The 13186-nt window shown below is 75.8% G+C and carries 10 protein-coding genes; 6 read left to right on the top strand and 4 right to left on the bottom strand.

Going from position 1 to position 13186, the window contains the following annotated elements; all coding sequences use genetic code 11:
- Positions 1-56: 56 nt before the first annotated feature.
- Together OOK34_RS29695 and OOK34_RS29690 are read right to left on the bottom strand one after the other, a co-directional pair.
- On the bottom strand, positions 57-1781 hold the full coding sequence (locus OOK34_RS29695) for a BTAD domain-containing putative transcriptional regulator (RefSeq protein ID WP_323183504.1): 1725 nt from the start codon (positions 1779-1781) through the stop codon (positions 57-59).
- A 504-nt stretch (positions 1782-2285) separates the two neighbouring features.
- On the bottom strand, positions 2286-2906 hold the full coding sequence (locus tag OOK34_RS29690) for an L-threonylcarbamoyladenylate synthase (protein ID WP_267037245.1): 621 nt from the start codon (positions 2904-2906) through the stop codon (positions 2286-2288).
- A 205-nt stretch (positions 2907-3111) separates the two neighbouring features.
- Between OOK34_RS29690 and OOK34_RS29685 the strand changes: the two genes are divergently transcribed.
- Genes OOK34_RS29685 through OOK34_RS29675 form a run of 3 tightly spaced genes read left to right on the top strand, consistent with a single transcriptional unit; the run spans position 3112 to position 7020 of the window.
- The gene (locus tag OOK34_RS29685) at positions 3112-4521 is read left to right on the top strand and encodes an Ig-like domain-containing protein (RefSeq protein WP_267037244.1); all 1410 of its coding nucleotides are present in this window, start codon (positions 3112-3114) and stop codon (positions 4519-4521) included.
- A 10-nt stretch (positions 4522-4531) separates the two neighbouring features.
- Positions 4532-5839 carry an MFS transporter gene (locus tag OOK34_RS29680; protein WP_267037243.1) on the top strand — a complete coding sequence of 436 codons (1308 nt, stop codon included), beginning with the start codon at positions 4532-4534 and terminating at the stop codon, positions 5837-5839.
- Positions 5836-7020 carry an anhydro-N-acetylmuramic acid kinase gene (locus tag OOK34_RS29675; protein WP_267037242.1) on the top strand — a complete coding sequence of 395 codons (1185 nt, stop codon included), beginning with the start codon at positions 5836-5838 and terminating at the stop codon, positions 7018-7020. Before OOK34_RS29680 ends, OOK34_RS29675 begins: the two co-directional genes overlap by 4 nt.
- On the opposite strand, the gene OOK34_RS29670 is transcribed toward OOK34_RS29675, so the two are convergent.
- Both OOK34_RS29670 and OOK34_RS29665 read right to left on the bottom strand, forming a co-directional pair.
- Positions 6938-8626 (bottom strand): hypothetical protein, encoded by a 1689-nt coding sequence (locus OOK34_RS29670; protein ID WP_267037241.1) that lies wholly within the window; start codon positions 8624-8626, stop codon positions 6938-6940. The two genes, OOK34_RS29675 and OOK34_RS29670, sit on opposite strands and share 83 nt — an antisense overlap.
- Before the next feature lie 5 nt (positions 8627-8631).
- Entirely contained in the window at positions 8632-9783 is a 1152-nt protein-coding gene (locus OOK34_RS29665) for a hypothetical protein (protein ID WP_267037240.1), read from the bottom strand.
- 166 nt (positions 9784-9949) lie between these two features.
- On the opposite strand from OOK34_RS29665, the gene OOK34_RS29660 reads away from it, so the two are divergent.
- From OOK34_RS29660 to OOK34_RS29650, 3 genes are all read left to right on the top strand, one after another.
- Positions 9950-10585, top strand: coding sequence for a response regulator transcription factor (locus OOK34_RS29660; RefSeq protein ID WP_267037239.1), 636 nt, complete (start codon positions 9950-9952; stop codon positions 10583-10585).
- Between the two features lie 125 nt (positions 10586-10710).
- Positions 10711-12816: a histidine kinase gene (locus OOK34_RS29655; RefSeq protein ID WP_267037238.1), complete on the top strand. Its 2106-nt coding sequence runs from the start codon at positions 10711-10713 to the stop codon at positions 12814-12816.
- Positions 12817-12867: 51 nt separating this feature from the next.
- On the top strand, positions 12868-13125 hold the full coding sequence (locus OOK34_RS29650) for a hypothetical protein (protein ID WP_267037237.1): 258 nt from the start codon (positions 12868-12870) through the stop codon (positions 13123-13125).
- Positions 13126-13186: the final 61 nt, after the last annotated feature.

The following is a 13186-nucleotide window of genomic DNA, read 5'->3' as shown; positions in this document are numbered from 1 at the left end:
CTGGTGGGGACGAAGACGTGAGGTGGGAAATGTCGGGGGAGGCGGGCGGGGCCGCCTCAGCGGGGCAGGGGCGCCGCGGCGCCTTCGCGGCCCCGGGCCAGCCACCGCGCGTAGACGCGGAGGAAGTCGTGGATCCGGTACGGCTCGCCGGGCGGGCCGTCCTCGAGCAGCCCGGCCTCCACGAGCTGTTCGAGCACGCTCTCGCCCACGGCTGTGGCCGGGCCGGAGCGCGGGTCGAGCGAGCCCAGCCGCAGGAACGCCTCCCGCAGCGGGGGCGCCAGCGCGCCGACGGCCTGCCCGAAGACCTCCGGCACCGACAGCCGGGGATCCTCGGCGAGGGCGAGCCGGCCCGGCGGGTCCTCCGCCAGCCAGGCCGCGCAGTCGGCGACGGACAGCCCCGGCCGGGTCAGCAGCCGCCCGGCGGCGATCCGCAGCGCCAGCGGGAAGTACCCGCACACGGCGGCCAGTTCGCGCGCCCCCCGCTCCTCGGCGGCGATCCGCCCGGCCCCGACGAGCCCGGCGAGCAGCCCGAAGGCGTCGGCCGGACCGAGGACGTCGAGCCGGTGCACGGACCCGCCGTGGGTGGCGACCGCCGCCGCGAGCGCCCGCCGGCTGGTCACCAGCACCGTGGCGCCGCCGGTCTCCGGCAGCAGCGGCAGCACCTGGCCGGCTCCGGCCGCGTTGTCGAGGATCAGCAGCCGCCGGCCCCCGCCGCCCGGCTCGGGCAGCAGCTTGCGGGCCTCCTCGACATCGAGGGGGCTGCCGTCGGGCCGGGCCAGGTCGACGGCGAACACCCCGCCGGGGAAGGCCCGCCGGCCCTCGTACGCGCTCTGGTGCGCGAGCGCCGACTTGCCGATCCCGGGCGCTCCGGAGACGACCAGGAGCCGGGGCCCGCCGGTGTCGGTGAGCCGCAGCGACATGGCCCGCAGATCCGCCGCGCGCCCGGCGAAGCCGGGCACCGGCGGCGGTCCGGCGCGCTCGGGGGCGCGCTCGCCGGCGCGGCCGGGGGCGGTCAACGCGGGGCGCGGCGGGGCCGGTTCGAGGTCTTCGGCGCGGGTGGCCGGGCCCAGCTCCTCGGCCCGCAGGATCGCCAGCTCCAGGCGCCTGAGCCCGGGCCCGGGATCGACCCCGAGCTCCTCGCGCAGCCGCTCGCGCACCGTGCGGTACTCGGCGAGCGCCTCCGCCTGCCGGCCGGTGCGGTAGAGCGCCTCGATGAGCTGCTCGGTGAACCGCTCGCGGACGGGATGGCGGCGGGCGCTCTCGTAGAGGTCGACGAGCACCTGATGGCAGTTCCCGGCGGCCAGTTCGAGGTCGCACACCCGCTCGAGGACCCGCAGCCGCTCCTGTTCGAGGGCGGGCACCGCGTCCCGCTGGAGCATGCGCGAGGCCACGTTCGCCAGGGGCTGCCCGTGCCAGAGCGAGAGCGCCTCCCGCAGCCGGTACAGCTCCTCGGCGGTCCCGGCGGCGGCCCTCGCCTGCGCGGTCAGCAAGCGGAACAGGACGAGGTCGAGCGTCTCGGTGTCGTTGCGCATCCGGTAGCCGCCCGGCACGGCCTCGATGGTGGTCGCGGATATGCCGTATTTCTCGAATAACCTGCGCAGGCGCAGCACACAGGTCTGGAGTGCGGCCCGCGCGGTGGCGGGAGGCTCCTCGTCCCAAACGGCGCGCAGCAGATAGCCGGTGGAAACGACGGCGCCCGGATGGAGGAGGAGGGCGGCGAGCAGACTGGTCGGCTTGGAGGGTTTGAGAACTACTGTCTCGGGGCCGTGCGCAATACTCAAGGGCCCCAAAAGCTGGAACCGCATTGATGGTCCCCCGTGTCGGGTCACGTGTGTCGCAGATGAGCGTGACGGGGGCGTCGTTCCATCGAGCCGCCCTGCCGGGCACGCTCCGGAAACGTCCGGACCAATGCCTGAGGCCGCTCGCCGCTCCCCGTTGGGCGGTGAATATCTGGAACCCTACATAACGGATCTTGTGAAAGTCGAGCCGTGCTCCGGACCAATTCCGGCGTACCAGGCGTTCTTCTCCTCTCCGTCACCCGGGGAATCCGTGGAGTTACCGCCGGTTCGCCAATTCTGTTCACCGCTGAACGAGTTCTGGTCTCGGATTGCTCGAGTGTCAATGGAGCGCCCATTCCCGAGGGGCTCCGAAGTGGCCGGAATCGAGGAGCCGACTGGCGGATTCCGGCTGGCGGATTCCGATTGCGGAACGGCGGATTCCGGACCCGAACCGGAATCCGCCGGGAGCTGACCGGGCCGACGGACTCGCGCGCCGGGCGGCGGCCGCTACTCGAACCGCGAGGTGTCGCCCGCCCCCCGGCGTACGATCTCGGCCTCGCCCTCGGAGAAGTCGATGACGGTCGTCGGCCGGGTACCGCAGTCACCGGAGTCGACCACCGCGTCCACCACGTGGTCGAGCCGCTCCTTGATCTCCCAGCCGTGCGTCATCGGCTCCTCCTCGCCCGGCAGCAGCAGGGTGCTGGAGACCAGCGGCCCGCCCAGCTCGGCGAGCAGGGCCTGGGTGACGACGTGGTCGGGGATCCGGACCCCGACGGTCTTCTTCTTCGGGTGCATCAGCTGGCGCGGCACCTCCGAGGTGGCCTTGAGGATGAAGGTGTAAGGGCCGGGGGTCGCGGCCTTGACGGCCCGGAACACGTCGTTGTCCACGTGCACGAACTGCCCCAGCTGGGCGAAGTTCTGGCACACGAGGGTGAAGTGGTGCCGGTCGTCCAGATCGCGGATCGACCGGATCCGCGTGATGCCGTCACGGTTGCCCAGCTGGCACCCCAGCGCGAAGCAGGAGTCCGTGGGATACGCGATGAGCGCGCCGGAGCGGATGCTGTCGGCCACACTGGTGAGGGTGCGCCGCTGGGGATTCTCGGGGTGAACGTCGAAGTACTTCGCCATCCGCCGAGCCTACGTGACCGGACCGCCCCGCTCCGCCGCTGCGCCGGCCGCCCTCCGCCGTCCGCGCTCCGGAGGCGGGCGCGGTGCTCCGTCCGGGTTCACTTGGGGGCCCCGTTCGGGCGCAGAGCCGAGTTTATGATCATCGTTTCTGCTTCCGGTCCTCTTTGATGCTGCCATCCGGCCGTGGGAGATCTGGGAGGGCTGCGTGGCGAAGTCGCGGACGAAGGCGTGGAGTGCGGTCGCCGCGGTGACGGGGGCCGTACTGGCCGTCGCCACCGCACCGGGCCGCACGACCGAGGCGGTGGCGGCGCCCGGGACCGCCCGCGAAGCGGCGGTCACCCTGCTGGTCGGCCGGGCCCTGGACGGCGCCCGTGCGCCCGCCGCCGGCTGGTGCGCCGCCCGGGCCTTCCGGGGAGGGCAGTGCGGCGCCTGGCAGGAGCAGCGGGTCCTCGCCACCGCCCGCGGCGGCTCCGTCCTGTGGGACCCGGCCCTCGGCGACGCCGGCGAACTCCCCACGGACGCGGGCGCCCCGCTCGAGATCGCCCTCGCCCGGGCAGAGGCCGGCCGCCTCACCGACGTGACCGTCACCGACGGGCGCGGCCGCCACCTCGCCGGCGAACTCGGCCCGGACGGCGGACGCTGGCGCAACACCGAACCCCTGCGGGCCGGGGAGGGCTACACCGTCCGCGTCGGCGCCCAGGACGGCGACGGCGCACCCGTCGGCGTGACCATGGTCTTCGAGACCGCGCCGCCCGCCGACAAGGGCCGGCTCACCGTCGATTTCGGCCCCCGCCCCGGCACGTACGGCGCGGGGGAGATCGTCACCGCCGAACTCAGCCACCCGGTCCCCGCCGACGACCCCGCCGCCCGCGCCCGCCTGGAACAAGCCCTCCAGGTCACCTCGGAACCCCACGTCGAGGGAGCCTGGCACTGGGTCGACGACTCGACCCTGCACTTCCGGCCCCGCGCCTACTGGCCCGCCCACACCGTCGTCCGCGTCCGCAGCGGCCTCGACGGCGTCGAACTCGGCGAGCACGGGTACGGCGGCCCCTCCGAACCCCTCGAGTTCACCGTCGCGGACCGGATCGAGGCCGTCACCGACTCCGCCGCCCACCTGATGACCGTACGCCGCAACGGACGCGTCATCAGGACCATCCCGGTCACCACCGGAAAGGCCGGCTTCCGGACCCGCAGCGGCGTCAAGGTCGTCCTCGGCAAGGAGTACAAGGTCCGCATGCGCGGGGACACCGTCGGCATCAAGAAGGGCACCAAGGAGTTCTACGACCTCCCCGTCTTCTACGCGACGCGGGTGACCTGGAGCGGCGAGTACGTCCACGCCGCGCCCTGGTCGGTCGAGGCACAGGGCGAGGAGAACGTCAGCCACGGCTGCACCGGCATGTCCACCAAGGACGCCGCCTGGTTCTACGAGACGGTCCGCGAGGGCGACATCGTCGAGGTGGTCAACAGCGGGGGTGAGAAGATGGACCCCTTCGGCAACGGCATCGGCGACTGGAACATGGACTGGCGCACCTGGCTGTCGGGCAGCGCCCTGACCCCCGCCGCCGCCGCGCACCAGCCGGCGGAACCCCCCTCGCGCCTCGACCCCACGACATGACCCGGTCAGGATGACCCCCCTCGCAGTGCGCCCCACGGCGCCCGCCGCGGTCCATTCGCGCCGGGTGCTGCTCGCCGGCGCGGCCGGGAACTTCGTCGAGTGGTACGAGTTCGGCGTCTACGGCGCCTTCGCCACGGTCATCGCCGAGCGCTTCTTCACCCCGGCGGCCGGACAGGGCGGCGCCGGCCCGCTGGTCGCCACGTACGCCTCCTTCGCGGTGGCCTTCTTCTTCCGCCCCGCCGGCGCCCTCCTCTTCGGCCGCCTCGGCGACCGCATCGGCCGCCGCCCCGCCCTGATCCTCGTCATCGCCCTGATGACCCTGGCCACCACCCTGATCGGCCTGCTCCCGACCCGGGCCACCGTCGGCGCCGCGGCCCCCTGGCTGCTCACCGGGCTCCGCATCCTGCAAGGGCTGTGCCTGGGAGGGGAGTTCGGCGGCGCCGTGGCCCTGATGACGGAATCCGCGCCCCCGGGCCGACGCGGCCGCCACGGCGCCTGGCAGTCCTTCACCGTCGCCCTCGGCCTGCTCGCCGGCGCGGCCGTCGCCGCGCTCCTGGCCACGGTCCTCTCCCCGGCCGCCCTGCACGCCTGGGGCTGGCGGATCCCCTTCCTGCTGGCCCTCCCGCTCGGACTGGCCGCGTACCGGCTGCGCTCCGCCCTGCCCGACGAGCCCGGTCCGCCCCCCAGGACACCCCCCGGCGGCAGCACCCGCTCCACCACCCGCTCCACCACCGCCAGGGCCGTCGTCCTCGGCATCGGGCGGCTCATGGGCTGGTCGGCGGCCGGGTACACCTTCCTCGTGGTCCTGCCCTCCTACCTCCAGGCCACGCTCGGCGCGTCCTTCCGGGAGGCCCTGATCGCCACCACCCTCGCCAACCTCGGCTTCGCCGCGGCGATCCTGCCCGCCGGGATCCTCAGCGACCGCGTCGGCCGCCGCCCCGTCATGCTCGCCGGAGCCCTGGCCGTCACCCTCTTCGCGCTCCCGCTGCTCCACCTCCTCCAGGACCCCGCCGCCCCCGCACCGGCCAGAGCCGCCGCCGTCCTCGCCGCGGGCGCCACCGTCGGCCTGCTCGCCGGCCCGGGCCCCGCGATGCTCGCCGAAATGTTCCCCGCACGGGTGCGCTGCACCGGGCTCGGACTGGCGTACGCCCTCACCGGCGCGGTGTTCTCCGGCTGCGCGGGCCTCGTCATCACGACCCTGACCGCCGCCACCGGCGACCCGGACATCCCCGCCTACTACGCCGCCGGCGCCTGCGCCCTCAGCGCCCTCGCCCTGTCCGGCCTGCGCGGCGACGACCACCGCGGGCCGCTGCGATGAGGGTGGTCGGCCTGATGTCGGGCACCTCGTACGACGCCGTCGACGCGGCCGCCGCCCACCTCGGCTTCGAGGACGGGGGCCAGACCCTGCGGCTGGTCCCGCTCGGCATGGTCAGCGCCCCCTACGAGGCCGCCCTGCGCGACGCCCTCGCGGCGGCCCTGCCACCCGCACCCGCCTCCCTCGCCGACGTGTGCCTCCTCGACACCCGCATCGGGCAGGCCTTCGCCGCGCTCGCGGCCCGCGCCGACCACGAACTGTGCGCGGGCCGCGCCGAGCTGATCGCCTCGCACGGCCAGACCGTCTACCACTGGACGGCCGCCGGCCAGGTCCACGGCACCCTCCAGCTCGGCCACCCCGCCTGGATCGCCGAGGCCACCGGCCGCCCCGTCGTCTCCGGCTTCCGCCCCCGCGACATCGCGGCCGGCGGCCAGGGCGCCCCGCTCGTCAGCCTCGTCGACCTGATGCTGCTGCGCGGGCGGCCCGGCGCGCCCGCCGCCCTGAACATCGGCGGGATCGCCAACCTCACCGCCCTGCCCCCGGCCGGCCCGCCCGTGGCCTTCGACACCGGCCCCGGCAACGCCCTGATGGACGCCGCCGTACGGGAACTCACCGGCGGGCGGCTCGGATACGACGAGGACGGCGCCCTCGCCGCCGCCGGCCGGGTCCACGAACCGCTCCTGCGGCGCCTGCTCGCCGAGCCCTACTACCGGCTGCCCGCCCCCAAGACCACCGGCAAGGAGCTGTTCCACCCCGGCCACCTGCGCACCGCCCTCGCCGGTCTCACCGCCCTCCCGCCGCAGGACCTCCTCGCCACCCTCGCCCGGCTCACCGCCCGCACCGTCGCCGACGCGCTGCGCCCGCTGCGCGTCACCGAGGTCATCGCCTCCGGCGGAGGCACCCGCAACCCGGCCCTCATGGCGATGCTCCGCGAGGAACTGCCCCCGCGCACCGCCCTGCTGGACTCCTCGGCACTGGGCCTGCCCGCCGCCGCGAAGGAGGCGTACGCCTTCGCCGTCCTCGGCTTCCTCACCCTCCACGGCCTGCCCGGCAACGCCCCCGGGTGCACCGGGGCCCGGGGACCCCGGCTCCTCGGCTCCCTCACCCCGGGGCGCGGGCCGCTGCGGCTGCCGCCACCGCCGGCCCGGCCGCCGGTCCGGCTCGCCATCGGCCCGCGGCCGTGAGCGTCAGGACCTCGGCGGGGCGCGCCGGGCGGCGTACCGCCACCGCGTACTCCTCGCGCCACAGTTCGAACATCAGCAGCGACCACACGGTGGCCGCGAGCCGGTCCGACGGCCGGTCGAACTGCGCGGCCAGCAGGCTCCCCACGGCCGCCGGATCCAGCAGCCCCGAGGACCGCAGGCGTCCGGGGGAGAGCACCTCGAGGGCCAGCGCGGCCAGCGGGCCGTCCCGGGTGAGCAGGGCCGTCACCGGCTGCCCGGCCGCCCCGGGCCCCGCCGCAGGCAGGGCCGCCCAGGCCCGGCGCGGCGACAGCGGGAGCCGGGCCCGGACCCCGTGCGCGGCGCTCAGGTGCGCCAGCCGGCGCAGACCGCGCGCGGGCAGCAGCACCTCCAGCTCGAAGCGGGCCGCCGCACCGGCGAGTTCCGCCCCGCCCCCGAGCCGCTCGGCCAGGGACCGCGCGGCGTCGCCCCGGCCGGCGAGGTACGCGCGGTACTCGGAGCTGTAGAGGCGGGAGCGGGCCCCGGCGGGGACGGGGCCGAGCGTGTCGGCGTACGCGGCCGCCGAGCCGGCGCGCACGGCCGCCCCGACCCGCCGGCGGCCCTCGGCGAGCTCCTCGACCGGGTCGGTGGCCAGCGCGGTACGGAATCCCGCCCGGCGCGCGGCCTCGAACAGGGCGAAGCCGCGCAGCGCGGCCGGGTCCGGGTCCGGCTGTCCCAGCCGCCAGGCCAGTTCGGGCAGCAGCTCCGGCAGCCGGGCCGGGTCCAGGCCACCGGAGCCGGGCACTCCGCCGTCGGGAACGCCCACCGAGGCCAGCTCCGGCCTGGCCGCCCCGGCCAGTTCCGCCACCAGCTCGGCGCCCGGCCCCCCGGAGCCCAGCACGCACAGCGGCCCCGCGCCGCCCGAGCGCCGCCGCACCTGCTCGAGCAGCCGCTCCCGCGCCCCCGCGGCGGTCCCGGGCGCGGGCACCGTCCGCCGGGCGGCGCCCGCCCGGCGCACCAGCCGCAGGCCCGTGCGGTGCGAGCACACGGCGGTCGTGCCGGGCGGCAGCATCCGCACCCCCTCGATCAGGGTCCGCCCGTCGAGCGGCGCCCCCGTGGTGAGGTACGCGTCCAGGCCGGGCTCCCACAGCCCCGGCGGGTCCGGCAGCAGCGCGAGCAGGGCCGGGACGTCGGAGGCGAAGCACAGCCGCCCCCGGCCAGGCTCCCAGTGGTAGTACAGCGGGGTGGTGCCCGCCGCGTCGGTGGCCAGGACCAGCACCGGCTCGGCGCGGGCGTCGACCACGGCCGCCGCGTACCCGCCCTCGAGGTGCGCCGCGAACTCCGCGCCGTCCAGCTCGAAGGCGGAGCGCAGCAGCGCCGGGTCGTTCCGGTCGGCGACCGCGTGGCCGCGTACCTCCAGCCGGGTGGCGAGGGCGAGCCGGTTGTCGATCTCGCCGTCGAGCACGGCGGTGACATCGCCCAGGGCCGACGCCCGGCCGGCCGCCAGCGCCCACCCCTCGCCGTGGTGCAGGCACAGGCCGCCGGGAGGGCCGGTGCGGAGTTGCGCGGCGGCGGCGCGCAGCCGGTGCGCCGGGAGGCCGGCGCCGAAGTGGCCGAGGAATCGGTACATGGTGATCACTGCCTGGGGAGTGGGGCCGATGGTCCGTCCACCGTGGGGCGCCCGCTGTCCCGTCCGCCCGGGACCTGGATCCGCGCGCGGTCCCGGTCCGGTCCCGGGACCCGCCGCCCGGCCGGCACGAGCTGCGCCAGTGCCGCTTCCAGGACGTCGGCGGCGACCGGGGTGAGCAGCCCGCCGTGGTGCGCGTACGGATCGCCCGGCCCGCGCAGCAGCACCATGCGGGCCTGATCCCGGCCCCCGGTCACCGCCGCGGCCAGCTCCCGCGGGAGGATCCCGCCGGGCAGGGCCCGGGCGGCCCCGGCGCGGTCCAGGAGGTCCTCGTGGGCGGCCTCGTCCGCCGGGTCCAGCAGGCCCGAGCGGCGGGAGACGCCCGCGGCGGCGCGCAGGCCCAGGGCGAGCGCGTCCCCGTGGCGCAGGTCCGGGCCGGCCAGGCTCCGCAGGGCCCGGGCCACGGTGTCGCCGTAGCGCAGGGCCGCCGCGGGACCCCGTTCGAGCGGGTCGTGGCAGGCGAGGGCGGCCCTGGCCTCCAGGCAGAGGGAGACGAACGACGCGAGGGTGCCCGGGTCGTAGCCGCCGCCGGGCCGCAGCCGGGAGGCCACGCGCTCCGCGGAGGCCGGGACGACGGCCAGCACGGTGCGCAGCAGCGGGCTCAGCCCGGCGCGCAGGGCCTGCGGCGCCAAGGTCGCGAGGAACTCCAGCTGGATCCGGACCAGGATCGGCGCCGAGATCCGGCCGCCCGGGCCGGCCACCGACAGGGCCGTGTCCGACATGGCCCGCAGGGTGGTGGGCAGGCGTACGAGGGCCGGGCGCGTGCCGTCGGCGCAGCGGGCCCGGCCGGCCGCGGCGATCACGCGGGTACCGCCGAGCGCGACGACGAGGGCGCCGTCGGGGACCACGAGGGGGCCGCCGCCGTCGGGCCACAGCACCCCGGTGGGCGCGGCCGCGCCGAGCAGGCGCAGCACGCGCGCGGCGTGCTCGCGCGGCAGGCCGGGGCCGGTGACCAGGGCGATCCGGCCGGGGCCCAGCTCCCGCAGGATCCCGGGGAGTTCACCGGCCGAGCCGTCCCCGTAGCGGATCTGCACGCGGACGTGCGCCGGGCCGGAGAGCAGCGACCGGTCGATGCGGACGGAGGAGGGGTGTACGGACATGCCGCCCACGATCCGTGCGCCCGCACCCCAAGGGCATGGGGCAGCGACCCCCTCCCGGACCCACCGCGCCCTCCCGGGCCCCTCCCCCTCGAGTCGCCCTCGGTGACTGTTTGGTAACTGCTAGTGTCGATCCGTGGACGAAGAAGACCGAACGATCCCCCGTGTCTTGATCGTCGATGACCACCCCCTGTTCCGCGAGGGCCTGCGGGCCGCCCTGGAGAGCACCCGGGGCGCGGTCGTCGTCGCCGAGGCCGAGACCGGCGGTGAGGTCCCGGACGCGGTGGACCGGCACCGGCCGGACGTGGTCGTGATGGACCTGTCCCTGCCCGACGTCTCCGGGATCGAGGCCACCCGCCGCCTCGCCGGCACCCACCCCGGGCTGCCGGTCCTCATGCTCACCATGTCCGACGACGACGGCAGCCTCCTCGCCGCCCTCCAGGCGGGTGCCCGCGGCTACGTGGTCAAGGGCGCGGGTTCCGAGGAGGTCCTGCACGCCCTGCGCACGGTCGCCGCCGGCGGCGCCGTCATCGGCTCGGAGATCGCGGCCCGGCTCTCCGCGCTCCTGGCGGGCGGTCACCGGCGCGACGCCGGACAGCTGTTCCCCTCCCTGACCTCCCGTGAGGTCGAGGTGCTCGAGCTGATCTCACGGGGCCACGACAACCGGCGCATCGCCCGGGAGCTGGTCCTGTCCGAGAAGACCGTCCGCAACCACATCACCCACGTCTTCGAGAAGCTCCAGGTCACCTCCCGCGCCGAGGCCGTCGCCCGGGCCCGGGACGCGGGCCTGGGCGACGACGGCTGACGCCCGCCCGCCCCCCCGGGGCCGCCGTCCCGGCGGACCGGGAACCGGGGCACCCGCCCCATGCGCCCGGGACCGGGGGCGCGCCAGGCTGGAAACCAACGCCCCGAGCGGCCGGGGAGGCCGACATGAGCACAGTGAACCGGACCACGGCGAGCACGCCCCGCTCGGGGCCGGAGATGCTGCCCGCGTACGCCGTCTGCGTCCTCACCATGCTCGCCGCCCTCACCTGGGGCGTGGTCACCCTCACCCACCTGGGCCACCCCGCCCTGAGCGCCGTCCGCCTCCACCTCGCCGCCGACCACGTGCTCGTCGGCCTCGGCATCGCCCTCACCGGCATGGTCTTCGCCGCCCGCCGGACCGCACGCGTCCTCGGCACGCTCATGCTGTGCTGCGGCTGCGCCCTGACCCTGGCCCAGGTGGTGCCGCAGACCGCCGTGGTGCACGGAGCCGGACCGGGCGTGCTCACCGCCGTGTTCATCCTGGTGATGGTCGCGTTCACCCTGATCAACATCATCATCTATCCCATGCCGCTGTGGCTCCCCACCGGCCGGTTCCCCCGCAGGTGGGGCCTGCCGTACGTGGCGTTCACCGCCGTCTTCAGCGCCGCCCAGCAGTACTACGTCTTCACCCGCCCCGGCTTCGTCTACTACGGGGTCCCCACCCCCATCGCGGGCGGCGGATGGGCCGACGTGGAGCGCCTGCTCACGCCGTGGATGGACACCGCCTCGCGCTGGGTCCCGCCGGTCATCGCGGGCGTCGGCATCCTCATCATGGTCATCCGCTGGCCCCGCACCCAGAAGTCCGACCGCCCCTACGCGATCCTGGCGGTGCCGTACCTGCTGTGGATCGCGGTGATCGCCGTCAACCAGTACGGCGACCCGCCCATGGGCTTCGAGGTCGTCATCGTCTACCTGGCCGCCGCTTCCTGGCCGGCGACCGTGGGCTACGTCCACATCCGGGAGCGCACCTGGGCCCTGGACCGGGCGGGGCGGCGCATCCTGACCGCCTTCGTCCTGACCTTCGCGCTGTTCATGGCCTACGCGGGCGGCGCCTTCGTCCTCGACTACTTCGCGCCGGGCTCGCTGACCCCCGAGTCCGCGCTGATGGCCTGCCTCACCCTGCTGGTCGGCGCCCTGCTGCGGCCCACCGCGCGCTGGACCGCCCGGCTGGTCGACCGCTACTACTACGGCGAACGCGCCCAGCCCTACCAGGCGGTGCGCGCCCTCGCCGACCGGCTCAGCCATGCCCTCGACCCCGGTGACATGCCCCGCCTGCTGTGCGACACGGTCGTGCACACCCTGCGGCTGCCGGCCGCCCGCCTGGTGATCCACACCCGGCACGGGGAGCGCGAACTGGCCCGCCTGGGCAGCCCGGGCGCCCTCGACGAGGCCTTCCCCCTGGTCCACCGGGACAACGCCATCGGCCACCTCTACGTCCCGCCGCGCGCGGGCGAACTCGCCCTGGACCAGCAGGACCGCGAGGCCGTACGGATCCTCGCCGACCACAGCGCGCCCGCCATCGCCTCCCTCCAGCTCTACGAGGAACTCCAGACGAGCCGCGAACAGATCGTCCTGGCCCGCGAGGAGGAGCGGCGCCGGCTGCGCCACGACCTGCACGACGGCCTCGGGCCGGCCCTGTCCGGGCTGCGCCTCCAGGTGGACGCCGCCCGCGCGGCCATACCGCCCGGCACCAGGGCCACGGCCTCGCTGGCCACCGTCTCCGGCGGCATCGGCCAGGCCATCGACGAACTGCGCCACATCACCGGCGGTCTGGCCCCCGCCGCCCTGGACGGCGCCGACCTGCCCCGCGCCCTGCGCCAGCTCGCCGAGCACCTGGGCCGCACCCTGCGGATCACCGTCAGCCTCGCCCCCGAGCCCTTCCCCGGGCTCCCGGCCGCCGTGGAGGTGGCCCTGTACCGGATCGCGGCGGAGGCCCTGAACAACGTGGTCCGCCACGCGCGTGCCGCTCACGCCCACGCGGCGGTGGTGCTGACCCCCGAGGCGGTGACGGTGGAGGTCAGGGACGACGGCGAGGGCGTCCCCGAGGGGGTGCCCGCCGACGGCGGGGTGGGCCTGCGCTCGATGGCCGAGCGCGCCGAGGAGCTGGGCGGCACCTTCGCCCTGGTCAGCACGGGGACCGGGACGGTGGTCAGGGCGGTGCTCCCGCGTACGGCCGGGACCGGACCGGGACCTGGGGACCATGTGCCCGGGACCGGGGGCTTCGTACGTTGATGGTCCGAAGCCCGGACGGGCATCGGAGGAACCCGGAAAGAGGAACCCATCATGTACGCAAAGATCGCACGGATCGCTCCGCTGGCTCTGGTCACCGCCGGCCTGATCATGGCCGGACCGGCGGCGCTGGCCGCCCCGCAGCACGACATCACCGCCGTGTCGGTGCAGGAGCACCGGGCCAAGGGCAAGAAGGGCCCCTACCCCAGCAAGTCCTCCTGTGAGGCCGCCGGGAAGAAGGGCCACTACAAGTCCTACGTGTGCAAGCAGGAGGCGCCGCACGAGTGGTGGCTCCACTACACCACCAAGTAAACGGAGGGCAGCCCCTCCTGCCGGGCCCGGGACCTCGTCCCGGGCCCGGCTCTTTGCCGTG

Origin of the sequence: Streptomyces sp. NBC_00091, from assembly GCF_026343185.1 — a bacterium.
GTDB lineage: Bacteria > Actinomycetota > Actinomycetes > Streptomycetales > Streptomycetaceae > Streptomyces.
The sequence above is the reverse complement of the archived record's forward strand: the minus strand, read 5'-3'. Positions and strand labels throughout refer to the sequence as shown.

Bases quoted from the DNA above. Each gene is read 5' to 3' on its own strand.
- OOK34_RS29690 (WP_267037245.1), bottom strand. From the start codon at position 2,906: ATGGCGAAGTACTTCGACGTTCACCCCGAGAATCCCCAGCGGCGCACC.
- OOK34_RS29680 (WP_267037243.1), top strand. From the start codon at position 4,532: ATGACCCCCCTCGCAGTGCGCCCCACGGCGCCCGCCGCGGTCCATTCG.
- OOK34_RS29675 (WP_267037242.1), top strand. From the start codon at position 5,836: ATGAGGGTGGTCGGCCTGATGTCGGGCACCTCGTACGACGCCGTCGAC.
- OOK34_RS29670 (WP_267037241.1), bottom strand. From the start codon at position 8,626: ATGTACCGATTCCTCGGCCACTTCGGCGCCGGCCTCCCGGCGCACCGG.
- OOK34_RS29665 (WP_267037240.1), bottom strand. From the start codon at position 9,783: ATGTCCGTACACCCCTCCTCCGTCCGCATCGACCGGTCGCTGCTCTCC.
- OOK34_RS29655 (WP_267037238.1), top strand. From the start codon at position 10,711: ATGAGCACAGTGAACCGGACCACGGCGAGCACGCCCCGCTCGGGGCCG.
- OOK34_RS29650 (WP_267037237.1), top strand. From the start codon at position 12,868: ATGTACGCAAAGATCGCACGGATCGCTCCGCTGGCTCTGGTCACCGCC.